General features: G+C 58.5%; 19 protein-coding genes and 2 pseudogenes. 5 read left to right on the forward strand and 16 right to left on the reverse strand.

Annotated elements, in window-relative coordinates; all coding sequences use genetic code 11:
* Window positions 1–203 (forward strand): hypothetical protein (locus tag M8014_RS03445; RefSeq protein ID WP_271281256.1); only part of this gene is annotated, 203 nt, incomplete at its 5' end.
* A 61-nt stretch (window positions 204–264) separates the two neighbouring features.
* Here the strand turns inward: M8014_RS03445 and M8014_RS03450 are convergent.
* The 3 genes from M8014_RS03450 to M8014_RS03460 form a co-directional block, all read right to left on the reverse strand.
* A complete protein-coding gene (locus tag M8014_RS03450; protein WP_271281148.1) occupies window positions 265–3,354 on the reverse strand; it encodes an efflux RND transporter permease subunit in 3,090 nt (1,029 codons plus the stop codon).
* Window positions 3,351–4,460 carry an efflux RND transporter periplasmic adaptor subunit gene (locus tag M8014_RS03455; protein WP_271281149.1) on the reverse strand — a complete coding sequence of 370 codons (1,110 nt, stop codon included), beginning with the start codon at window positions 4,458–4,460 and terminating at the stop codon, window positions 3,351–3,353. Before M8014_RS03455 ends, M8014_RS03450 begins: the two co-directional genes overlap by 4 nt.
* A 75-nt stretch (window positions 4,461–4,535) precedes the next feature.
* Window positions 4,536–5,150, reverse strand: coding sequence for a TetR/AcrR family transcriptional regulator (locus tag M8014_RS03460; RefSeq protein ID WP_271281150.1), 615 nt, complete (start codon window positions 5,148–5,150; stop codon window positions 4,536–4,538).
* A gap of 89 nt (window positions 5,151–5,239) precedes the next feature.
* On the opposite strand from M8014_RS03460, the gene M8014_RS03465 reads away from it, so the two are divergent.
* The gene (locus tag M8014_RS03465) at window positions 5,240–6,697 is read left to right on the forward strand and encodes an efflux transporter outer membrane subunit (RefSeq protein WP_271281151.1); all 1,458 of its coding nucleotides are present in this window, start codon (window positions 5,240–5,242) and stop codon (window positions 6,695–6,697) included.
* A 50-nt stretch (window positions 6,698–6,747) separates the two neighbouring features.
* A complete protein-coding gene (locus M8014_RS03470; protein ID WP_271281152.1) occupies window positions 6,748–7,047 on the forward strand; it encodes an NAD(P)-binding domain-containing protein in 300 nt (99 codons plus the stop codon).
* A 94-nt stretch (window positions 7,048–7,141) separates the two neighbouring features.
* Here the strand turns inward: M8014_RS03470 and M8014_RS03475 are convergent, their stop codons facing one another.
* The 3 genes and pseudogenes from M8014_RS03475 to M8014_RS03485 form a co-directional block, all read right to left on the reverse strand.
* Entirely contained in the window at window positions 7,142–8,404 is a 1,263-nt protein-coding gene (locus M8014_RS03475; RefSeq protein WP_271281153.1) for a glycerate kinase type-2 family protein, read from the reverse strand.
* A gap of 4 nt (window positions 8,405–8,408) precedes the next feature.
* Window positions 8,409–9,476 (reverse strand): tartrate dehydrogenase, encoded by a 1,068-nt coding sequence (locus M8014_RS03480; protein WP_271281154.1) that lies wholly within the window; start codon window positions 9,474–9,476, stop codon window positions 8,409–8,411.
* Window positions 9,477–9,485: 9 nt separating this feature from the next.
* A pseudogene (locus M8014_RS03485) lies at window positions 9,486–10,793 on the reverse strand (MFS transporter).
* Window positions 10,794–10,919: 126 nt separating this feature from the next.
* Here M8014_RS03485 and M8014_RS03490 point away from each other — a divergent pair.
* Complete coding sequence (locus M8014_RS03490) at window positions 10,920–11,816, forward strand: LysR family transcriptional regulator (protein WP_271281155.1); 897 nt, start codon at window positions 10,920–10,922, stop codon at window positions 11,814–11,816.
* Between the two features lie 32 nt (window positions 11,817–11,848).
* Here M8014_RS03490 and M8014_RS03495 read toward each other — a convergent pair whose 3' ends face one another.
* On the reverse strand, window positions 11,849–12,430 hold the full coding sequence (locus tag M8014_RS03495; RefSeq protein WP_271281248.1) for a TetR/AcrR family transcriptional regulator: 582 nt from the start codon (window positions 12,428–12,430) through the stop codon (window positions 11,849–11,851).
* Between the two features lie 91 nt (window positions 12,431–12,521).
* Here M8014_RS03495 and M8014_RS03500 point away from each other — a divergent pair, with 91 nt between their 5' ends.
* A complete protein-coding gene (locus M8014_RS03500; RefSeq protein ID WP_271281156.1) occupies window positions 12,522–13,415 on the forward strand; it encodes an ABC transporter six-transmembrane domain-containing protein in 894 nt (297 codons plus the stop codon).
* A gap of 47 nt (window positions 13,416–13,462) precedes the next feature.
* On the opposite strand, the gene pptA is transcribed toward M8014_RS03500, so the two are convergent.
* From pptA to M8014_RS03545, 9 genes and pseudogenes are all read right to left on the reverse strand, one after another.
* Window positions 13,463–13,693, reverse strand: a complete 231-nt coding sequence (gene pptA, locus M8014_RS03505; protein ID WP_271281157.1) for a tautomerase PptA — start codon at window positions 13,691–13,693, stop codon at window positions 13,463–13,465.
* A gap of 32 nt (window positions 13,694–13,725) precedes the next feature.
* Window positions 13,726–14,343: a glutathione S-transferase family protein gene (locus tag M8014_RS03510; protein WP_271281158.1), complete on the reverse strand. Its 618-nt coding sequence runs from the start codon at window positions 14,341–14,343 to the stop codon at window positions 13,726–13,728.
* Window positions 14,344–14,385: 42 nt separating this feature from the next.
* Window positions 14,386–15,273 (reverse strand): transporter substrate-binding domain-containing protein, encoded by an 888-nt coding sequence (locus M8014_RS03515; protein WP_271281159.1) that lies wholly within the window; start codon window positions 15,271–15,273, stop codon window positions 14,386–14,388.
* 9 nt (window positions 15,274–15,282) lie between these two features.
* Window positions 15,283–16,056: an amino acid ABC transporter ATP-binding protein gene (locus tag M8014_RS03520; RefSeq protein WP_271281160.1), complete on the reverse strand. Its 774-nt coding sequence runs from the start codon at window positions 16,054–16,056 to the stop codon at window positions 15,283–15,285.
* Window positions 16,040–16,966, reverse strand: coding sequence for an amino acid ABC transporter permease (locus M8014_RS03525; RefSeq protein ID WP_271281161.1), 927 nt, complete (start codon window positions 16,964–16,966; stop codon window positions 16,040–16,042). The genes M8014_RS03520 and M8014_RS03525 overlap by 17 nt, the downstream gene beginning before the upstream one ends.
* A 9-nt stretch (window positions 16,967–16,975) precedes the next feature.
* A complete protein-coding gene (locus M8014_RS03530) occupies window positions 16,976–17,485 on the reverse strand; it encodes a GNAT family N-acetyltransferase (protein ID WP_271281162.1) in 510 nt (169 codons plus the stop codon).
* A 9-nt stretch (window positions 17,486–17,494) separates the two neighbouring features.
* Window positions 17,495–19,767: pseudogene (locus M8014_RS03535) on the reverse strand (NtaA/DmoA family FMN-dependent monooxygenase).
* A 14-nt stretch (window positions 19,768–19,781) separates the two neighbouring features.
* Window positions 19,782–20,903, reverse strand: a complete 1,122-nt coding sequence (locus M8014_RS03540; protein ID WP_271281163.1) for an amidohydrolase — start codon at window positions 20,901–20,903, stop codon at window positions 19,782–19,784.
* Entirely contained in the window at window positions 20,900–21,901 is a 1,002-nt protein-coding gene (locus M8014_RS03545) for an LLM class flavin-dependent oxidoreductase (protein WP_271281164.1), read from the reverse strand. Before M8014_RS03545 ends, M8014_RS03540 begins: the two co-directional genes overlap by 4 nt.
* Window positions 21,902–21,930: the final 29 nt, after the last annotated feature.

Consider the following 21,930-nt stretch of genomic DNA (forward strand, 5'->3'; position numbering starts at 1 on the left):
TGAGCGGAAGTTCGCAGTTTTCTTACAGCCAGATGGGAGTATCACTACTTCGCCGTTTATTAATAAAATGGGAGCAGCTCACCGTTGCGCTCATGGTAACGGATAGCGCACCCGTCAGTGTTTCACCCTCGAACAAATCGTGCGCGATGGCTAGAGCCAGAACTGCTGCGGATACAGGAAAACCACAGACCATCGCCCTGTGACAATGATCTGAGGTGGGACTAAACGGAAACTATACGCTTCAGCCAATGACTCCGGGTCGGCTTACGTTAGTGACAGCTTTTCATTCTGCTGTGTACTGGCAGGACGTATCTTGAACCAGATGGCATACATAGCAGGTAGGAACACCAGCGTGATGATAGTGCCACCAAAGGTCCCGCCAATCAGGGTATAGGCCAGCGTTCCCCAGAACACCGAGTGCGTGAGCGGGATAAACGCCAGAATGGCGGCCATCGCCGTCAGCAACACAGGCCGGGCTCGTTGCACCGTCGCCTCCACCACCGCATCGAATGGTGCCAGCCCTTCCTGTTCGTTGTGATGGATCTGCCCTATCAGGATCAAGGTGTTACGCATCAGGATGCCCGACAGCGCAATCAGTCCTACCAGAGCATTAATGCCAAACGGCTGGTTAAACACAAGCAGCGTTGGTACTACCCCAATAAGCCCCAGCGGGGCAGTGAGGAATACCATCACCATCGCCGACATCGACCGCACCTGCAGGATAATAATCAACAGCGTCATGGCGATCATGACAGGGAACAGCGGTGCCATTGCTTTGGTTGCTTTCGCGGATTCTTCAATCGGCCCGGCCTGCTCAATGCGGTATCCTGCCGGAAGCGTATCAATTACAGGCTGTAGCTCTTTCATAACTGCCGTGGACACGTCCGGTGGTTGAAGATTTTCGGCAATGTCCCCCCGCACGGTAATGGTCGGCGTACGATCGCGACGGCGCAGAACAGGATCTTCCATTTGCACCCCAACCTCCCCTATCTGCGAAAGCGGAATGCGCTGGCCAGAAGCCCCCCCTAAGGTAAAGCCCGCTATTTTTGCCGGATCGAGACGGATATCCCCCGCCGCGCGCCCCATGACCTGTACCGAACGAATATCTTCACGCACTGCGGTGATAGGAACGCCTGAAAGCAGGAACTGAAGCTGCTGCGCGACCGCATTCGATGTCAACCCCACCGCCTGTAGACGTTCCTGATTGAGGGTGAAATGCAACGCTGGCACCCGCGGCCCCCAGTCGGTGTTGACGGTTCTCATCATCGGGCTGGCCTGCATCACCTTTTCGACCTTGTCTGCGATTTCGCGCAGTATGGTGGGATCCGGCCCCATGACCCGGTAAGCCACCGGATAGGGTGAATACGGACCAAACACCAATTGGGTTACACGCAAGCGCGCCTCAGGTGCCAGGCCACTGGCCGCCGCTTCACGCAGTCTGAACTTGAGCGCCTCGCGCGATTCCTCGCTGTCCGTCAGCACGACAATTTTCGCAAACGACGGATCGGGCAGCTCAGGTGCCATGGCCAGATAGAAGCGTGGCGACCCCTGCCCGATATAGGACGTAATGATTTTTGCCTCTTTCTGCTTTCTCAGCCAGGCTTCGATTTTCTCCGTGGTGACACTGGTTTGCTCAATAGAAGTGCCATAAGGCATCTGCACTTCAACCAGTACCTCCGGGCGGTCGGAGGTAGGGAAAAATTGTTTTTTCACCAGCCCCATGCCGAGTATAGCGATCGTAAAGACGGCAATAACGGTACCGGCAACTATCCACTTGCGCGCAATGACGCGGGTCAGTACCCGGCGAAAACGGTTGTAATGACGGGTGTCGTAAATAGCCGCATGCCCGCCCTCCACAGTTTTTATTTTCGGCAGCATTTTTACGCCCAGATAAGGCGTAAACACCACCGCCACAATCCAGGAAGCAATCAGGGCGATACCGACAATCCAGAACATGTTGCTGGTATATTCGCCGGCTGTGGACTGGGCAAAACCGTTGGGCATGAATCCGACGGCGGTGACCAGCGTGCCTGCCAGCATCGGGGCCGCCGTATGGCTCCAGGCATAGGCCGAGGCTTTGATGCGATCGTAGCCTTCTTCCATTTTCACCACCATCATTTCAATGGCGATGATGGCATCATCGACCAGCAACCCGAGCGCCAGGATCAACGAGCCCAGGGTAATACGGTCAAAGTTTTTGCCGGAAGCCTCCATCACCACAAAGACAATCGCCAGCGTCAGTGGCACCGCTGCAGCAACCACCACGCCCACTCGCCATCCCATACTGACGAAGCACACCACCATCACTACCAGCAGCGCGACAAAGAATTTGATCATGAACTCGTCAACGGCGGAGCTGATGTTGACTGACTGATCGGTGACTTTGGTCAGGGTCATGCCCAGGGGCATGCTCTCATTGATGTTGGCCGTTTCCGCATCCAGCGCCTTACCCAAATCCAGACCGTTCCAGCCGTCCCGCATAACGATGCCCAGCAGCAGCGCCGGTTCACCCTGATTGCGGATCAGGAGGGTAGCGGGATCTTCGTAGCCCCGTTCAACGGTTGCCACGTCAGAAAGCTGCAAATTTCTGCCCTGTACCACGATAGGGGTTTCGCGAATTTTCTCCAGTTTGTCAAAGGCACCGTCCAGGCGGATAAAGACCTGCGGTCCTTTGGTGTCAATCGAACCGGCGGGCGTCAGTACGTTCTGGTTGTTGAGGGCTGAGAAAATATCCTGAGGGGAAATGCCCAGCGTGGCCAGTCGGTCATGCGAGAACGAGACATAGATACGTTCAGCCTGCTCGCCGATGATATTGACCTTCTTGACCCCTGGCACATGTAAAAGACGTTGGCGTAACGATTCCGCATCGCGTACCAGCAGCCGCTGTGGCTCTCCTTTCGCCTTCAGCGCAAAAAGTGCAAAGGTCACATCAGAGAATTCATCATTGACCATCGGCCCGATGACGCCTGCTGGCAGGTTTTTGACCTCATCGCCCAGCTTTTTACGCGCCTGATAGAACTCTTCCTGCACCTGTGAAGGCGGCGTGCTGTCCTGCAGCGACAGCATGGTAAAAGCCAGACCGGGACGGGTGTAGGTTTCACTACGGTCATACCACTTGAGCTCCTGCATACGCTTTTCAAGCGGTTCGGCAACCTGATCCTGCATCTCCTGCGCGGTAGCGCCCGGCCAGGCAGAAATAATCGTCATCTGCTTGACTGTAAACGGTGGGTCTTCAGCCCGTCCCAGTTCAAAAAACGAGAGAATGCCCGCAACCGTAATCAGGATAATAAGGAACAGTGTGATTGAGCGCTCACGCACGGCGAGGGCTGAAAGATTGAATCGCCCCGCGCTCATGGCTGGCTCCCGGCGACGCTGGTATTGCTTAGTGCGGCCATGCGTACGGCCTCACCGTCATGCAGCAGATGCGCCCCCAGGGCGACCACCTGCTCTCCCGGCTTAAGAGAACCTGTCACCGTCGCCGAATCGTCACCCAATCCCTGCACCTGCACAGGCCGCCATGACACTTTGGCGGGCTTATCAGAAATCACCCAGACACCCGGCCCTTTGCCAGGATCATAGATGGCCGCTAAAGGTACCTGCATCACCTGGCCCGGTAATTTATCGTCTGAAATATGAAGCGTAACGGTGGATCCCAGCGGGGCATTCGCCAGTACTCCCTCTAGCACATATCTCGCCTCGAAGGTGCGGGTTAGCGGATCTGCCGCATCGGACAGGAGCCGCAGTTTCGCAGGGACGGTCTGTTTACCGATACCGTACAACGTTGCTTCGGCCTCGCTTCCGGCAGCCGGGCGTAACGTCTCAGGCAGCTGCACGATGGCCTCGCGCTGCCCTGCTCTGGCCAGCCGGACCACCGGCTGCCCGGCACTGACAACCTGACCGGGTTCAGCCAGCGTATCCATAACCACACCGTCGGCGTCAGCCAGCAGGACGGCGTAGCCCGTGGTGTTTTCTGCCACATTGGCCTGTGCCTTAGCCGCACTGAGTTCTGCTCTGGCCGTATCGGCGGCGGCCTTTATCTGATCGTAGGACGATGCCGACACTGCGCCTGCAGCGACCAGACCGCGATAGCGCAGCTCGTCATCAGTCGCTTGTCTTGCACGGGCCCGTGCAGCCGCGACAACCTGTTGTTGAGCCTGCGCCATCAGACTCAGGTCAACCGGATCCAGACGCATCAATGGCTGACCGCGTTTAACGGTCTGGCCAGTATCGACCAGGCGTTCAAGGATTTTGCCCTGCACTCTGAAACCGAGGTCGCTTTGAATCCGGGCGACAACAACGCCGGTAAATGCGCGGGAGGCATCGGTAGCACTCACCACGGCCGCAGACCTTACCAGAGGAGGCTGAGTACGGGGATCGTCGGTGCCGGAAGAGTCACCGCAGGCCACAAGAGCAAGCGGCAACAGGCAAAAAGCAAAGTTGGCAGGAGTAAGCCTGAGCATGGGTTCCCTTAATTGAATTAGCAGGACAGTAACCGCATTCTCAGACTAGTGACCAATAATGTCAATGGTCACAACTCAGGGGGACAAACTTCTCAGTATCAGTGAGGAGAGGAGTGCCGCCGCCGCCGGTGCCGTTTCCAGATTGTATTGCAACTGTACCGGACTGATGTAAGGCCGCATTACCAGATATATCGCGTGCGCAGCCTCATCCAGCGGCGTTTTTCGTTCAAACTCTCCCGCCTGCCGCCCTTCAACAATGATTTGCTCAATCAGTTCTCTCAGACGCTCTTCATGAGCCTCTGCCGACGGCCACTTATCCCTCGCCGCCACGGCAGCAATGTCATAAAGCTTGCGATCGTGAAAAAACAAATCACTACCGGCTTCAGTCAGTGCCCTGAATAAACGCCGCAATTTTTCGGAGGCCGACGGGGCATCTGCAATCTCTGAATTGACAATCGCCATAATCATTGCCAGCCGGTTAGTGCAGATCACTTCACCGATCGCCTGCTTGGAATCGAAAAATTTATAGATATAAGATTTTGAAAATCCTATTGATTTAGCCAGTTCTGACACCGTGGTTTTCTCATACCCATAATGCCCAAAATGCTCTGTGGCGGCGTCGACGACCTGATCGCGAACGCTGTGATCCAATGGCCCCCTTGGGGGATGTAAATTTATGTGTTTAGTCATTTTTCAAGCTTAGCTCAGTGAACCCTGATTGACAACAAGTGACCATTTGGTAATGTGGTCACAATTCAAAACTGACTCAAGGAATATCAATGTTCCCCCTCCGTACTCTTGCACTGGTGGTGAGCGCCGGTTTACTGGCGGGTTGCGTCGTTGGGCCGGATTATCATCGCCCGGATGCGCCACTTGCGGAACGATATCAGGCTCAGTCTGCCGTTCAACAGAGAAGTGCTTCCAGACCCGCCAGTTTTGCTGTGTGGTGGGACGGCTTCGGCGATCCTCTGTTAAGCAAGTTAGTTACAGACGCTCTCGCGCAAAATCTCGTTCTCGCACAGGCAACCGCCCGCATGACCCAGTCCCGCGCTGGACTGGGCGTGGCCACAGCAGCTCTGTTGCCCTCTGGGAACATCAGCGGACAAGCGGCACGCGCGTATCAGTCGGTCGAAACCCCGCTGGGGCAGGTTCTCAGCGCAACGCCGTATTATAATCGCTACGGCAATAGCTATGAAACCAATCTCAACGCAAGCTGGGAGATTGACGTTTTTGGGGGGCTGCGCCGCAGTCGCCAGGCTGCACTCGCTGACTATCAGGCTTCCGAAGCGGCCGTCGCCGCAACCCGTCTTGCCGTCGCGGCCCAGACTGCCGATACCTATATCACCCTGCGCGGATTACAGACCCGGCTGTCCATCGCGGAGAAACAGGTCAGTACGCAACAGGAACTGCTGGAAAAAGTACAACTCCTGAACGCTAAAGGACTGGCTCCCGAGTATCAGGTTCGCCAGACAGAAGGGGAACTGACACGGGTTCAGGCAACCGTACCGGTTCTCCGCACAGGGCTTGATGCTGCCATGAATGCATTAGACGTTATGCTCGGTACGCCTCCCGGCACCTATCGCGATCAGGTAGACTCGCCGGGCTTCATTCCGCAGGCTCCGCAGATAGCATCAACGGGTACACCAGCCGACCTGATGCGCCGAAGGCCCGACATTATCGTGGCGGAACGTCATCTCGCCGCCTCAAGTGCACGCATCGGCGTGGCCACCAGTGAGTATTATCCGAAGTTTTCACTCAGTGCGTTGCTCGGCAGCGCAACGGCAGTGGCGGGCGATAACCTGTTCTCCGGCGGTGCCAGCCAGTCTGCAGGCCTGCTGGGGCTGCGCTGGCGACTCTTCGATTTTGGTCGCATCAACGCCCAGATAGACCAGGCTAAGGGCCAGGAACAGGAGGCGCTCGCCGCCTATCGGCTATCTGTCTTACGCGCCACCGAAGATGTCGAAAATGCTTTATCTGCTCTGATCAATAGTGAAACACAAACCGCAATGCTGATCAGGGGGGAAACTGCACTGGCCAGCGCTCGTCGATCTTCTTTCATCGCCTACCAGCAAGGAACAAGCAACCTGATTGATGTTCTGCACAACGATGAAAACCTTTTGCAGGCTTCTGATGCCAAAGCGCAGGCGCAGACAGAATCTGCCCACGCCGCTGTGGCTGCTTTCAGGGCGCTCGGAGGGGGTTGGCAGCCAACAGAAACAGCCACCAGGGCACCATAAGCTGCAGCGTAGATTCACATTCTGATTGCTGACTGATAACCGGGGGACGGATGAAAAGAATAGGCATTCTGGGCGTTGATGCGCTAACCGAAGAACTGATCAGAGGATTGTTTCAGGCAGTACCTGACGCCCAGGTGTTTCTCTGGCCAGGAAACAGTGAACGGGCTCAAAAGCTGGCCCGAGAATTTCCCTGCTGGACAATGGGCAATCAACAGGCGGTCATTGATGAAGCGGATGTCATAATTATCAGCGTTGCCAATATTGCCTTAAATGAACTCTCAAATTGCGTGCAGTGGCGTAACTCAAAAACTCTGATTTCACTTGTCCATGTGCCCAGTCACAAACATTGACCAACCTGTCATGCATTCAGAGTGCAACAGGCTAGGCAAGGGGCATTCCCGGAAGCCGCCTCGCAAGTTTTATCAAAAACCACCGGGGGGCGGCTCAGGTAATCAAAATCACCCGAATATCATTCACATTGGTTAACGTCGGGCCGGTCACCACCAGATCCCCCCGCGCGGCAAAGTAGCTGTAACTGTCGTGCCCGCGCAGCATGCCTATGGCATCCAGTGTGGTTCTCGACAGCGTATCCGGGGTGATGATTGCGCCTGCGGCATCCTCCGTGCCGTCAATGCCGTCGCTGTCTCCGGCGATGGCATAAATCCCCGCCTCCCCCTTTAGCGCACAGGCCAGCGCCAGCAAAAACTCGGTGTTGCGCCCACCGCGCCCAGCGCCGCTGTCGCCAATGGTCACTGTGGTTTCACCGCCGCTCAGCAAAACCGCCGGGCCTTTCACCGGCAGCCCATGCTGTTTTACCGATCTCGCTATCCCTGCCATCATCACCCCCAGTTGCGCGCTTTCACCCTCCAGCGCATCGCCCAGAATCAATGGCGTATAGCCCATGCGCTGCGCCACCCCGGCAGCGGCGGCCAACGCACCAGACGGCGTGGCGATCAGGCGAATGTCATCGTGAATTTCCGCCGCCGTCACCGGTGCGCGCGGGGTGTTGAGCACCCGCAGGACGTGTTCCGGCAGAGCCAGACCATAGCGGGCGACAATCTCCAGCGCCTCTTCCGCCGTGGAGCTGTCCGCCACCGTCGGGCCAGAGGCGATGCTCTGGGGATCGTCACCCGGCACATCGCTGATGATCAGCGTAATCACCCGGGCGGGACGAGCAGCCAGCGCCAGCCGTCCGCCTTTGATATCCGACAGCTGCTTGCGCACGGTATTCATCTCCTGGATGGTCGCCCCGCTCTTCAACAGCGCTTTGTTGACCGCCTGTTTGTCGGCAAGGGTGATGCCCTGGCGCGGCAGCGCCAGCAATGACGAGCCACCGCCGGAGACAAGTGCGATCACGCAGTCGTCGGCATTCAGGTGCTTGACCTGCTCCATCATCAGCATCGACGCCACCTCGCTCATCGCATCCGACACCGGGTGCGCCGCCTCGACGATACGGATTTTTTGCGTCGGTACCGCGTGGCCGTAGCGCGTCACCACTACGCCCTGTAAATCCACCTCCGGCCAGGCGGCCTCCAGCGCAGCAGCCATCGCCGCGCTGGCTTTCCCGGCGCCGACCACAATGCAGCGTCCGCGCGGTTTCTCAGGCAGGGCTTTGATCAGCGCCTCATGTGGGTCGGCGCTTTTCACCGCCGCCATAAAGATCTCAGTAAGCGCCCCTCTCAGGGCGCTGTCGTCGAGGTGTGCCATAGGGTCAGCCTTCTGCGATGGCGCGGATCACCGCCTGGGTGACCTCGCGGGTGTTGGCCGTGCCGCCTACATCCGGGGTCATGATCCCCTGGGCGCAGACCTGTTCGACGGCGACCATCAGGCGTGTGGCGGCCTCTGCTTCGCCAAGATGTTCCAGCATCTGCGCTGCCGTCCAGAAGCTGGCGACCGGGTTAGCAATGCCTTTGCCGGTGATATCAAATGCCGAGCCGTGGATCGGTTCAAACATCGACGGGAAACGGCGCTCAGGATCGATGTTGGCAGTGGGCGCCACGCCCAGGCTGCCCGCCAGCGCCCCGGCCAGATCCGAGAGGATATCGGCGTGCAGGTTGGTGGCGACAATGGTGTCCAGCGATTCCGGATGCAGGGTCATGCGCACGGTCATCGCGTCGACCAGCATTTTATCCCAGCTCACGTCCGGGAATTCACGCGCCACTTCGGCAGCAATTTCATCCCACATCACCATTCCGTGACGCTGGGCGTTGGACTTGGTCACCACGGTCAACAGTTTGCGCGGACGGGTCTGCGCCAGACGGAAGGCGTAACGCATGATACGTGTCACCCCGGTGCGGGTGAAAATCGCCACCTCGGTACCCACTTCTTCCGGCAGGCCACGGTGCGCGCGACCGCCGTGGCCTGAATATTCCCCTTCAGAGTTCTCACGCACGATCACCCAGTCGAGGGAGCCTGGCCCGGCCTTGCGCAGCGGAGATTGGATGCCCGGCAGGATTTTAGTCGGACGCACATTGGCATACTGATCAAAGCCCTGGCAAATCGGCAGACGCAGCCCCCACAGGGTGATGTGATCCGGGACATCCGGCGCACCCACCGCGCCAAAGTAGATGGCGTCGAAGGCTTTCAGCTGCTCCAGCCCATCTTCCGGCATCATCACTCCGTGCGTTTTGTAATAATCCGACCCCCACTCAAAGGTATGCACCGAGAAACGAATTCCGCCCTGACGCTGGGCCAGCGCGTGTAACACGTCTACGCCCGCGGTGATCACTTCCGGGCCAATACCGTCTGCGGGGATAGCTGCAATCGCGTAATCTTTCATGTTTATTCCTTAATGTTTTGGCTGAACTAACGAATCATGGGGCTGTGTTTTGCGGGCAGAAGCCGACAGCCACAGCACAACAAGGGAAGAGAGAATCAGTAACCCGGCGACAAACCACAACCCCCAGGTGTAACTGCCGGTCTGCTGCTTAATCAGGCCGATCATGAACGGACCGACAAACCCGCCCAGATTGCCCAGTGAATTGATGGTGGCGATCCCGGCGGCAGCGGCCTAACCGGAAAGGAACAGGGTTGGCATACTCCACAGCGGCGGTTTCGAGGCGCTGATGCCGCAGTTAACAATGGTGAGCGCAAGGATTACGCCAACGATGCTTGCCGCACTCCCGGCCATCAACAGCCCGGCAGCCGCCACGATGCAGGCGGCAATCACGTGCCAGGAACGTTCGCTGGTTTTGTCTGAATGCCGCGCCCACAGCACCATTGCTACCACTGCAATAACGGCGGGAATGGCATTCAGCAGGCCAACGGTCATGGAGGAGACGCCCAGCGTTTTGATGATTTGCGGTGACCAGATCCCGAGCGTATACAGCCCGGCGGAGGTGCCGAAATAGACCAGCGACAGGGCCAGCACGCGCTTATCCAACAACCCTTTCCAGACGCTGTGCTGCGCCGTGGCCTGTTTTGCGGCCTGCTCGCGTTGCAGCGTGCTCGTCAGCCAGCCACGCTCCTCCTCACTGAGCCAGGTGGCCTTTTCCGGGCGGTCGGTCAGCCAGAACAGCACCACGACGCCGAGGATCACCGCCGGCACCGCTTCGAGGACAAACATCCACTGCCAGCCGGCAAAGCCCATCAGGCCGTGCATTTCCAGCAGGGCTGCGGAAATCGGCGAACCGAGCGCGGTCGAAATGGGTGCCGCTGCCATAAAGATAGCCGTCACCTGGGCGCGTTTTTGCGCCGGGAACCAATAGCTTAAGTAGAGGATGATGCCCGGGAAGAAACCGGCCTCTGCCACACCGAGAAGGAATCGCAGAGTGTAGAAGCTGGTCGTGCCCTGCACGAAGGCCATCCCGCCGGAGACCAGCCCCCAGGTGATCATCACCCTTGCAATCCAGATGCGCGCTCCGACCTTATGCAGGATCAGGTTCGACGGGACTTCAAACAGGAAGTAGCCGAGGAAAAAGATCCCTGCGCCAAAGCCGAATACCGCTGGGGAGAAACCTAACTCGGCATTCATGGTCAGCGCCGCGAATCCGATATTAACGCGGTCGAGAAAAGCGATGAAATACAACAGCATGATAAAGGGCACGATGCGCAAGGTGATCTTGCGCATGACCCGTTGTTCGATTGTGCAGGTCATGAGGTGTTCCTAATAATTATGTGTAGGGTACGCAGTCGGGCTGCCTTGATGAGTATGCTGATATTTCTTGCATGATCATGCGCTTCGGTTTATACAAAAAAATGCAATAATCGCGAGCGAGCCAAAATGGAACTACAACACTTACGCTGTTTCCTGGCGGTGGCCGAGACCCTGCATTTTGGTCAGGCGGCGCAACGGATGAACATGCTGCCATCGGCATTAGGAAGGAATATTCGTCTTTTAGAAGAAGCACTTGGCACACGGCTATTTCGTCGGTCAACGCGTCGGGTCGCGCTGACGGAGAACGGGGTTTTACTGCGGGAAGAGGCGCGAAAACTGCTCGCCCACGCCGACGCGATTATGTTGCAATTTCGTCAAAATCCGCGCCGTAATCAGCCCTTGCTGCGCGTCGGTACCATCGACAGCGCGGCGATGGGATTGCTGCCTGGACTGCTGCAATTGTTCCGTCAGCAGTACCCGGAAGTGGAAATTCAGCTTTTTGAAGATAAAACCGTCCATCTGCTGCCGAAGCTGAAAAGCGGCAGGCTGGACCTGGTATTTATTCGCCCGCCCTCACAGCTCGACGCCCAGTTTGGCCGGGCGTTTCTGTGTAATGAACCGGGTATTCTGGCCCTGCCCGCCCGCCATCCTTTTGCCGGGCGGGAGAGTATCGAGATCGTCGAACTGGAAGGGATGCCGATGATCCTGCCTGAGCGGCGTTCCCGCCCGCACAGCCACGACCTGACGATGAATCTGTTCCATAACGCCGGGATTGAGGTGACAGTGTCACAGCTGGCGGATGAAAAGCAGACCATTATCAACCTGGTCGCGGCGGGAATTGGGCTGGCGATTGTGCCCGCCTGGAGCAGCCGCTTTCAGCTGCCAGGGGTGAAGTTTGTGCAGCTGAACGGTGCAGCGCAGATGGGGATGCCGCTGGAGGCGGTGTGGATGGCCGGGGCGCAGGATGAGATCCGCGACAATATGCTGGCGCTGCTGGAAGCGCACCCGGAGCTGTATCATTAACCGCGCCGGGCGGCGGTCTGTTAAACCCGCCCTTACGCTTTATAGATAAACTGCTGGATAAAGTCGGCGATATCCTCCTGGACCATTTTGCATTTTTTGGCCGAGGGCCTGACGCTGAGAAACTCCGCATAGCCATTCAGGAGTGACACCAGCTGACGCGTGGTGCGGCGGGCATCGCTGTCGCGGAACGTGCCATTGTCTATCCCTTCCTCAATGATGCCGCAGACCACCCCGCTCCATTCGTCGGTGATGGACTCCACCAGCTCTGCGTAAGCCGCATTATGAATGGCTAAATGCCAGATTGAGCTATACAACTGCCAGGCGGCATCAGGCTCTAGCGGCAGGAAGTTTTCAACCAGCTGCGCCATTTTTTGCTTCGAGGTTAACGCATTAATCTGCCGGGCAAAGGTCTCCAGCTCGTCGCGCATAAAACGATCCAGCGCCGCAATACACAGCACCTGCCAGTTGCTGAAGTAGTGATAGATATGGCTTCGCGAGATCCCTAACGACTCCGTCAGCTCACGCGTGGTGACATTGGCGATGCCCTTCTCCAGAAACAGCGCGATGGCCCCGTCCAGAATTCTGGCTTTTAACGTCTCTTTTGCTTCTTTCATCATCACGCCCACGTTGACTTTGAGCAAACGCTCAAATAGACTCACCCCGAGATTTGAGCAACCGCTCAAGTCCATTTTAACAGAAAATAGTATGCTTACCTTAAAAAATGCGGCACCGGCCGCAGTCTCACACAGCGCAGTTAAAACGCTCAAATTACTGGGTCAACGCCACAGCCGAAAACTCATTCTGACCTTCTTACTGGTGGCCGCCGAAAACATCACCCTGCTGTTGTATCCCCTGCTGGCCGGGTTTGCGATCAACGCGATTGTCTCCGGCCAGGCCTTACATGCCGTGCTGTATGCGGTGATGGTGTTTATGATGTGGGCCATTGGCGCGGCAAGACGCAGTATCGATACCCGCACCTTTGCCCGCATTTATGCCGAAATGGCGGTGCCGGTGATCCTCGCCCAGCGCGAAGAACAGCACAGCGCCTCGACGATTGCGGCACGCGTGGCGCTTTCGCGGGAATTTGTCGACTTTTTCGAGAAACATTTGCCGGTGCTGGTGACCTCTGTGGCGTCCATTATCGGAGCCGCGGTGATGCTGCTCCTGCTGCAGTTCTGGACCGGCGTCGCCTGTCTGTTCATCCTGGTATTTTTTGCCCTGTTTTTGCCAGGCTTTACCCGCAGGAACGAAGCACTCTTCCTGAGGCTGAACGATCGGCTGGAAAAAGAGGTGGCGTTCGTGAACAGCGCCTCACAGATATCGCTGTTCAGACACTACGATGTGCTTGCCCGGCTCAGAATTAAGCTGTCAGATCGGGAAGCGATTGGCTATCTGTCGATCGGGACGATCACCGCGATTTTATTTGCCAGCACCATTCTGACGATGTCATTCCAGGGTGGATTAGATGCCGGTCATATCTATTCGGTGATGACCTATATGTGGATGTTTGCCATGAGTCTGGACGACGGACCGCAATTACTTGAAAAATATTCTCAGTTGAAAGACATTGGCAAGCGGGTGAATACCAGTACGGTGTAATAAGCCTGTATCCCCTCATCGCAACGATGAGGGGATAACGCGCACAATTACATCGAGTAACCCGGCTTTTTGATCAGCTCATCCATCTTCGGGCCAATCTCCGTATCCCAGACCTGCGCTTTCCAGTCCTGCTGTTGCACCTGCTGCAGCGCAACGGACACAGAAGCGTCTTTGCTGTTGAAGTGACGAATAATCACCTCGGCGATATCCGCCGCCAGGGCGGTTTTTTGCTCGTCATTCAGGTCGCGCGGGAAACATTTGATATCTACGTGTGGCATGTGCAGGGCTCCTTTTGAGTTAGCGTTCCAGACTAGCAGAGAATGTCGTTGCCTTTTAACACCTTGTGCAGTTTCGGGAGCTGACACACGCTATCGGCAATCGCCGCAATCTTCGGCGTGTTCTCAGCGAACCACACCGGGCCTGGCCCCCAGGTGCGCATGACGCACAGGTAACAGTCGATCAGAGTCAGCTGCTCGCCAAAGGTAAACGGGCTGGCTTTGAGGTGGTTATCCAGCCACAGATAGAGCGTTTTGCGCCAGGCAATGCAGTTTTGCTGTAGCTGTTCCGGGGCATCCGGCGCCCAGCGCTCCGGGTAATCCGCGTAAGTGAAGGTCGGATAGACGTTGGCCACCAGCCACACCAGCAGGCGCTGAAACTGCTGACGTTCCACGCACCCGATGGGGGGTGCCAGATCGGGACAGCGATCCAGCACCATCAGCGCGATCGCGGCGGTCTCGCTCATGATCTCGCCATTGCTCAACTCCAGAGTCGGCACCTGACACAGCGGATTACGTTTTTCCAGCAAGTCGCGCTGCGGGCCGGGCTTATCAAAACCGTCAACGTTGATAAACTGATACGGAATGTCGGCCAGGGTCAGCATCAGCTCGCTGATTGCCGAGCCCCAGCCCGGTACGCCATACAGGATCATGCGGTCACCCCTTAAGGTTAAAACCCTAAGTGTAGAGCAGCCTCAGTAGGTGATGCCTGGCGGGTTGACCTCCGATTGCCCCACCGCTTCGCCCTGCTCACCCCAGCGAGCCAGCACTTTCTGGTAGTCGCCCCGCTGAATGGCACCGTCGAGCGCGGTCTGCAACGCATACACTAACTCGTTGCCCTTTTTGGTGGTGGTCGCGACATAGGCTTTTTTCGGCCCTAAACCCACCACCCGGGTTTTGCCGGTCAGCGCTTCTTTATAGGCCGAGACCGACTGCGGGCCGAAGAACACATCCGCCCTGCCGGACTGGATATACAGGTTGCCGGAGGCGTCGTCGGTGAGGTAAACCGGCAGCGCCGGTTCACGTCCGGCGGCTTTGTTCTCTTCGTTCCAGCCCAGCAGAATACGTTCCTGATTGGTTCCGGAGCCGACAATCACCTTTTTACCCGCCAGGTCCGCAGCGCTTTTTATCGACTGCACCTCACTGGTGGATTTCACCGAGAAGGCCAGCGAATCGACGCGATAGGTGGCAAAATCAAACTTCTGCTTACGCTGCTCGGTCACCGCAATGTTCACCAGCGCCACGTCGTAGCGCCCGGAGCTAATGCCCAGCGGCCAGTCTTCCCACGCGGTGGGCACCAGCTTGAGCTTCAGGCCGAGGCTGCCCGCCAGCAAACGGGCGATATCCGGGTCGCTGCCAATGCGGGTGCGGTTATCACTGGCCAGCAGCGCCAGCGGCGGCGAGTTGAGGGCCGAAATCGCCACCGTCAGGGTGCCGGGCTCAACAAATTTGTAACTGGCGGGGATCTTCGCCACCGCCTGTGGGTCAACGGTCACCGGCAGCGGCTGTTCGTTGGCCTGTAAATCAATCGCGGCGTGGCTGGTTGAGACAACCGCCAGCAGCGCCAGAACGCCATATTTCATCTTCTCTCCTCACAGCACTTTCGACAGGAACTGCCGCGTTCGCGCGTGCGAGGGACGGTTCAGTACCTCGTCGCTGCTCCCTTGTTCCACGATTTTACCATCCACCATAAACACCACCTGGTCTGCCACTTCACGGGCAAAGCCAATCTCGTGGGTCACCACCACCAGCGTGGTGCCGGAGCGGGCCAGCTTTTTGATCACGTCCAGCACCTCGCCCACCAGCTCCGGATCCAGCGCCGAGGTGGGTTCATCAAACAGCATCACGCGCGGGCGCAGAGCCAGCGCCCGCGCGATGGCGATCCGCTGCTGCTGGCCGCCGGACAAATGCCGCGACCAGGCATCGGCTTTATCCCGCAGTCCGACCACGTCCAGCAGGTCATATGCCCGCTCAACTGCCGCTTTGCGGCTCAGCTGCTTGTGCGCTATCGGCGCTTCGATCAGGTTTTCCAGCACCGTCAGGTGCGGGAACAGATTAAAGTTCTGGAACACGTAGCCGACGTTAACCCGCTGCTTGAGGATCTCCTTTTCTTTCAGCTCATACAGCTTGTCGCCCTGGCGGCGGTAGCCGATATAGTCCCCATCAATCTGGATAAAGCCTTCATCCACGCGTTCGAGGTGGTTAATGGTCCGCAGCAGCGTCGATTTACCCGAGCCGGACGGGCCGAGGATCACGGTAACGGAACCCGGCGGGATCTCCAGCGAGACGTCATCCAGCGCCTTATGGCGACCAAAAAACTTGCTGACCCCGGTAATCGAAATATGTCCTTCAGGAGAGGCTTGCATGGACAGGCTCCTGTGTCGTTTGGGTGGTTACAGAACGGGTCCGGCTTGACGCGCGGGATTGATTCACCGCCGAGCGGCGCTCGCTGCGAGCCAGGGCGCGTTCCACCAGATGCTGGATCGCCGACAGTACGGTGGTGATCACCAGATACCAGACGGCACCCACCATCAGCAGCGGGATCACTTCCTGGGTGCGGTTGTAGATCATCTGAATGGTGTAGAACAGCTCCGGCATCGCCAGCACGTAAACCATCGAGGTGCCTTTGGCGAGGCTGATAATTTCGTTAAACCCGGCAGGCAGAATGGTGCGCAGCGCCTGGGGCAGAATAATGCGCAGGGTACGTCGCGAGGCCGGTAAACCGAGGGCCGCCGCCGCTTCATACTGCCCATGATCGACCCCTAAAAAGCCGCCGCGAATAATTTCGGCAGTGTAGGCGCTTTGCACCAGCGTCAGCCCGATGACGGCTGTTGAGAACTGTCCCAGCACATTGATGGTTTCAAAACTGCCCCAGTTGATGGTGGTAAAAGGCACGCCGAGCGACAGAGTGTCGTACAGGTAGGAGAAGTTGTAGAGGATGATCAGCACCACAATCAGCGGCAGCGAGCGGAACAGCCAGATGTAGCCCCAGGCCAGGCTGCTTAACAGCCAGGAAGACGACAGCCGCGCCAGCGCCAGCATCCCGCCAATCACCACGCTCAGCGCGGTGCCGATCAGGGTCAGCAGCAGCGTCTGCCCCACGCCCTCGAGGATCACCGGGTCAAAGAACCAGCGTGCGAACACCGCCCACTCCCAGCGCGGATTAAAGGCTACCGACTGCACGACAATCGCCAGCACAAACAGCGCGACAACGGCGCCAACGGTGCGCAGCGGGTAGCGCGCCGGGACCACTTTGATGGTTTCAACGTTGTTCATCGTCGTTCCTCATGCGGATTTACTGAACGCTTCGCGTACCAGCGTTTTGGTGAAGCGCAGCCGCCCGTCAAACGGCGGCTGGCTGTACTCTTCCGGGTCGCGGGCGAGATCAAACTGCGCCGCGTAACCCTGGCTCAGGTAGAGCCGCACCGCTTCCGGCTGGCGAAAACCGGTGGTGAGGTACATCTGGCTGTAGCCCGCTTGCACCGCCCGACGTTCCAGCTCCTGCACCACTTTTGCGGCAAGCCCCTGCTGACGCAGGGTTTTGTCGGTCCAGATACGTTTGATTTCCGCAGTCTGCTCATCGAGCGGCTTATAGGCCCCGGTGGCGATGATCTGCCCGTCGCGCTCAAGCACAATGAACAGCCCCTGCGGCGGCAGATACCATTCGGTCAGTTCGATCTCGGCGTCTTTAGCAAAATAGTCGCCGTAGCGGGCCGCGTATTCACCGAACAGCCCGTCAATAACGGGCTGAAGATCGGCGTCCTCTGGCGATACGTCGCGAAAAAGGTCGCTCATAAGGTCTCCTTAGTCACCCAGACCAGCCGGGTTCACTTCAGAGCCTGGAATGCGCTCCACCCCTTCGCCCCAGCGGTTCAGCACTTTGTCGTAATCGCCGTTTTTGATCACCCCGTTAAGCGCGGTCTGCACCGGTTCAGCCAGCCCGCTGCCTTTTTTCAGGGTCACGGCGATGTGCGCCGCCTTCGGCCAGCCGCCGTCCACGCTGCCTACCAGCTTGGTTTTGCCGTTCAGGGCTGCTTTCCATGCGCCAATCACGTTCGGGCCGAAGAAGGCATCCGCCCGCCCGGACTGCAGGGCCAGGGTCTGAGCCGCATCGTCCTTGGTGTAGACCGGGGTGAACGGCTTGAGGCCTTTCTTCTGGTTTTCCGCATCCCAGGCCAGCAGGATCGCCTCCTGGTTGGTGCCAGATCCGACGATGATCCGCAGCCCGGCGATGTCTTCCGCCTTCTCGAGGCTCTTAATGGTGCTGGTCGATTTCACGTAGAAACCGAGGGAATCTTTGCGATAGGTGGCAAAGTCGAACTTCTCTTTACGATCTTTGGTGACGGTAATATTGCTGATCGCCGCATCGTATTTCCCGGAGGTGACGCCCAGCGGCCAGTCTTCCCACGAGGTCGGAACGATGTTCAACTCAAGTCCGAGGCTGTCGGCGACCAGACGGGCAATATCCGCCTCACTGCCGATCAGGGTTTTGTTGTCATCAGCAAAGACGGTTAATGGCGGCTGGCTTAGGCCGGCAATCGCCACGGTGAATTTCCCCGGCACCGCGGGCTTAAAGCTCGCCGGCAGCTGAGCAATCGCCTCTGGGTTTTTCGCCGTGTTGATCGGCGTTTTGTTGGCTTCCAGGCTTACGCCGGTGCCGTTAATGTTCACGTTCTCTGCCCAGACGGCAGGGGTAAAGGCCAGCGCGAGCGCCAGAAAAAGCGATGATTTATGCATAGCAGGCTTCTCTTATTGTGTGGTTATTGTTGTGTGAACTGATTTTCTGGCTGGTCTAATCCCAGGCTCTCACGCAGGGTGGTGCCGGGGTATTCAGTACGGAACAGGCCGCGCGCCTGCAGCAGGGGCACCACCTGATCCACAAAGCGCGGGAAGGTATCCGGCGTGCCGCCCTGGATGATAAAGCCGTCCGCTGCGTAGCCGTCGAACCACTGCTGTAGTCCGTCAGCGACCTCTTCCGGGGTGCCAGAAAAGCGCGGGCGCGGCGAGGCGGCTTCCAGCGCGACCTGGCGCAGGGTTAAGTTGCGCTCCCGCGCGTTACGCTTGATCTCATCGGTGGTGCTGCGAAAGCTGTTCTGCCCCAGATCGCCAATGTCCGGGAAGGGTTCATCGAGCGGATACTGGCTAAAATCGTGGTGCTCAAAATAGCGTCCGAGATAGTTCAGGGCATCGGTAATCGACACCAGCGCGGCGGTGGTTTGATACTGCTGCTCCACGTCGTCGGCGTCTTTACCCACAATCACGCTCACGCCCTGGAAGATATGCAGCTCGTCGGCACGACGGCCATGCTGTTCCAGCTGGCTTTTCACGTCGCGGTGGAAGGCCTGAGCCTCTTCAAAGGTCTCGTGATGGGTGAAGATGGCGTCTGCGTGTTTCGCCGCCAGTTTTTTACCGTCGTCGGAGGCCCCGGCCTGGAAGACAATCGGCCTGCCCTGCGGGGTACGACCAATGTTCAGCGGCCCGGCGACCTTAAAGAAATCGCCGTGGTGATCGAGGGTGTGCAGTTTCTGCGGATCAAAGAACTGGCCGCTCTCCTTGTTGCGCACAAAGGCATCGCCTTCCCAGGAATCCCACAGCCCTTTCACCACGTCGAGATACTCATCGGCAATGCGGTAGCGCAGGGCGTGCTCCGGGTGCTTGTCGCGGGAGAAGTTCTTCGCCGAGCCTTCCAGCGGGGAGGTCACCACGTTCCAGCCTGCCCGGCCGTTGCTCAGATGATCGAGGCTGGCAAACTGGCGCGCCACGGTAAACGGCTCGCTGTAGGAGGTGGACAAGGTGCCGACCAGCCCGAGGCGCGTGGTGATGGTTGCCAGTGCCGATAACACCGTCAGCGGCTCAAAGCGGTTGAGAAAGTGTGGAATCGACTTCTCGTTGATGTACAGGCCATCGGCGACAAACAGGAAGTCGAGCTTGCCCGCCTCCGCTTTCAACGCCGTCTCTTTTACAAACTCAAAATTGATGCTGGCATCGGCGGTGGCCGCCGGGTGGCGCCAGGCCGACATGTTCCCCGACGCACCATGCAAAATCGTGCCCAATCGCAGCTGTCGTGTTGCGGACATATTCACTCCTTACCTTAAAGTTGATTCAGTGCTTTTTCTGCAAGCTGGGCGAAATATCGCGCGGCGGGTTCGATCAGGGCTTCATCCGGGTTAAAGGCCGGGTGATGCAGACCATACTGACTGGCGCTGCCAATGCTGACGAAGGCGCCAGGAATGTGTTGCAGATAGACGGCAAAATCTTCCCCGCCCATGTGCAGTTCGGCGTGCTGGGTCTCAAAACCGCTTTCGCGCGCCACTGAGGTGGCAAAGTCGGCCCAGTTGGCGTCGTTGACCAGCGCGGTCGGCCCGGCATACCAGATGATGTCGATTTGCGCGGCAAAGGCGCTGGCAAACCCGGCGGCGATCTCCGATACCCGGGCTTTGACCTTTTCCTGCACGTCGGTGCGGTGGGTGCGCAAGGTGCCTTCCAGCTCGACGCTTTCCGGCAGCACGTTCCAGGTATTGCCCCCGGTAATGCGCGTCACGCTCAGCACCACCGAGTCCAGGGTGTTCACGTTGCGACTGGCGACGCTTTGCAGCGCGGTCACCAGTTGGCTGGCGAGCACAATGGCGTCGTTACCTTCGTGCGGACGGGCGGCATGCGCCCCTTTGCCGGTAATGCGGAAAACAAAGCGGTCAACGTTGGCGTAGAACGGCCCGCCGCGAGTGGCGAAACTGCCCACCGGCAAGCCGGGTTCGTTGTGCATGCCGAAGATGGCGCTGACGTCGCGCAGGGCGCCAGCGCGGACCAGACTTTTCGCACCGCCGAAGTTCTCTTCTGCAGGCTGAAACAGGATCCGCACCCGGCCATTCAGCGAGGCTTCACGCGCTTTAAGTTCTAAGGCGGCGCCGAGGATCACGCTGGTGTGGATATCGTGTCCGCAGGCGTGCATCACCCCCGGGCGTTGTGAACTGAAGGCTACGCCGCTGCGCTCCTCAATCGGCAGCGCATCGATATCGGCGCGCAGGGCAATGCGTTTGTCGCCCTCGCCCACTTCGGCCACGACGCCGGTGTGCAGATCGTAAGGCAGGATCTTAATCCCCGCATCGCCCAGCCACTGGCGCAGGCGGGCGGTGGTTTCAACTTCTTCTCCGGAGAGTTCCGGGTGTTGGTGCAGTTCACGACGCCAGGCGATCAGCTGTTGTCCGAGGCTCATACCGCCACCTCCCGTTGCTGACGGATCGCTGCCAGCAGACGCAGGGACTGCACGCGGGCAGCGCCATCCGCCACCGGCGTATCAATAATAAATTCGTCAATGCCCCACTGCTGATGCAGGGCCTCCAGCTGATCCAGTACCGACTCTGCGGTGCCAGCCAGCAGCGACTGGGCGCGACGGGCAATGCGCAGCGGCTCACTTCCGGCCTGGCGGGCAAAAGCATAGGCCTGCTCTTCGCTGGCGACGGTGACCCGCTGACCGTTGGCCAGCTCCACGCCCCAGACTTCCACCGACTGCGCCAACGCGTCGGCCTGCGCCTGGGTTGGGGCGACGATAGCCTGCACCGCGACAATCACCTCGCGGTGACTGTGCGCCCGCCAGGTGGCAATCACCTCACGCAGCAGGTCAGGATCGCCGTTCAGGTGAGCCGCAAAGACGAAGTTCCAGTTGAGGCTGGCGGCAAGGCGTGCGCTCTCGGCGCTGGCCCCCAGCAGAAAGCCCTGAGCAGGTACTTGCGGCAGCGGGGTGGCGCGAACCGCCTCCTCTTCCGCCTGGGCTGCCGGGTTTAACCAGCCGTCGAGCTGCGCCAGCTGGGCCGCGAAATCGCCCTTTTCCTGCTGATTCAGCCCCTGCTGTAATGCCCGGGTGGAGAGCGGCAGCCCGCCTGGCGCTTTGCCTACACCCAGGTCGACGCGACCCGGTGCTATGGCCGCCAGCAGGTTGAAGTTTTCGGCCACTTTATAGGGGCTGTAGTGCTGGAGCATCACGCCGCCGGAGCCGACGCGAATGCGTTTGGTCTGCCCGAGGATCCAGGCAATCAGCAGCTCAGGCGACGGACTCGCCAGCTGCGGGGTGTTGTGGTGTTCGGCAATCCAGAAGCGGTGATAACCCAGCGCCTCCGCCTGTTGCGCAAGGCTTAAGGTGCGCGCCAGCGCATCGGCGGCCGTTTCGTTTGCTGCGACAGGACTTTTATCCAGAATGCTGATTCGCCAGGACATGTTGCAATCTCGTTTGACTAAACATGTCG

This window comes from Silvania hatchlandensis, assembly GCF_025564065.1.
Lineage (GTDB): Bacteria > Pseudomonadota > Gammaproteobacteria > Enterobacterales > Enterobacteriaceae > Enterobacter > Enterobacter hatchlandensis.

What these genes read in the sequence shown, in the direction of transcription:
- M8014_RS03450 (WP_271281148.1), bottom strand. Translation starts at nt 3,354, where the DNA reads ATGAGCGCGGGGCGATTCAATCTTTCAGCCCTCGCCGTGCGTGAGCGC.
- M8014_RS03455 (WP_271281149.1), bottom strand. Translation starts at nt 4,460, where the DNA reads ATGCTCAGGCTTACTCCTGCCAACTTTGCTTTTTGCCTGTTGCCGCTT.
- M8014_RS03460 (WP_271281150.1), bottom strand. Translation starts at nt 5,150, where the DNA reads ATGACTAAACACATAAATTTACATCCCCCAAGGGGGCCATTGGATCAC.
- M8014_RS03465 (WP_271281151.1), top strand. Translation starts at nt 5,240, where the DNA reads ATGTTCCCCCTCCGTACTCTTGCACTGGTGGTGAGCGCCGGTTTACTG.
- M8014_RS03470 (WP_271281152.1), top strand. Translation starts at nt 6,748, where the DNA reads ATGAAAAGAATAGGCATTCTGGGCGTTGATGCGCTAACCGAAGAACTG.
- M8014_RS03475 (WP_271281153.1), bottom strand. Translation starts at nt 8,404, where the DNA reads ATGGCACACCTCGACGACAGCGCCCTGAGAGGGGCGCTTACTGAGATC.
- M8014_RS03480 (WP_271281154.1), bottom strand. Translation starts at nt 9,476, where the DNA reads ATGAAAGATTACGCGATTGCAGCTATCCCCGCAGACGGTATTGGCCCG.
- M8014_RS03490 (WP_271281155.1), top strand. Translation starts at nt 10,920, where the DNA reads ATGGAACTACAACACTTACGCTGTTTCCTGGCGGTGGCCGAGACCCTG.
- M8014_RS03495 (WP_271281248.1), bottom strand. Translation starts at nt 12,430, where the DNA reads ATGAAAGAAGCAAAAGAGACGTTAAAAGCCAGAATTCTGGACGGGGCC.
- M8014_RS03500 (WP_271281156.1), top strand. Translation starts at nt 12,522, where the DNA reads ATGCTTACCTTAAAAAATGCGGCACCGGCCGCAGTCTCACACAGCGCA.
- pptA (WP_271281157.1), bottom strand. Translation starts at nt 13,693, where the DNA reads ATGCCACACGTAGATATCAAATGTTTCCCGCGCGACCTGAATGACGAG.
- M8014_RS03510 (WP_271281158.1), bottom strand. Translation starts at nt 14,343, where the DNA reads ATGATCCTGTATGGCGTACCGGGCTGGGGCTCGGCAATCAGCGAGCTG.
- M8014_RS03515 (WP_271281159.1), bottom strand. Translation starts at nt 15,273, where the DNA reads ATGAAATATGGCGTTCTGGCGCTGCTGGCGGTTGTCTCAACCAGCCAC.
- M8014_RS03520 (WP_271281160.1), bottom strand. Translation starts at nt 16,056, where the DNA reads ATGCAAGCCTCTCCTGAAGGACATATTTCGATTACCGGGGTCAGCAAG.
- M8014_RS03525 (WP_271281161.1), bottom strand. Translation starts at nt 16,966, where the DNA reads ATGAACAACGTTGAAACCATCAAAGTGGTCCCGGCGCGCTACCCGCTG.
- M8014_RS03530 (WP_271281162.1), bottom strand. Translation starts at nt 17,485, where the DNA reads ATGAGCGACCTTTTTCGCGACGTATCGCCAGAGGACGCCGATCTTCAG.
- M8014_RS03540 (WP_271281163.1), bottom strand. Translation starts at nt 20,903, where the DNA reads ATGAGCCTCGGACAACAGCTGATCGCCTGGCGTCGTGAACTGCACCAA.
- M8014_RS03545 (WP_271281164.1), bottom strand. Translation starts at nt 21,901, where the DNA reads ATGTCCTGGCGAATCAGCATTCTGGATAAAAGTCCTGTCGCAGCAAAC.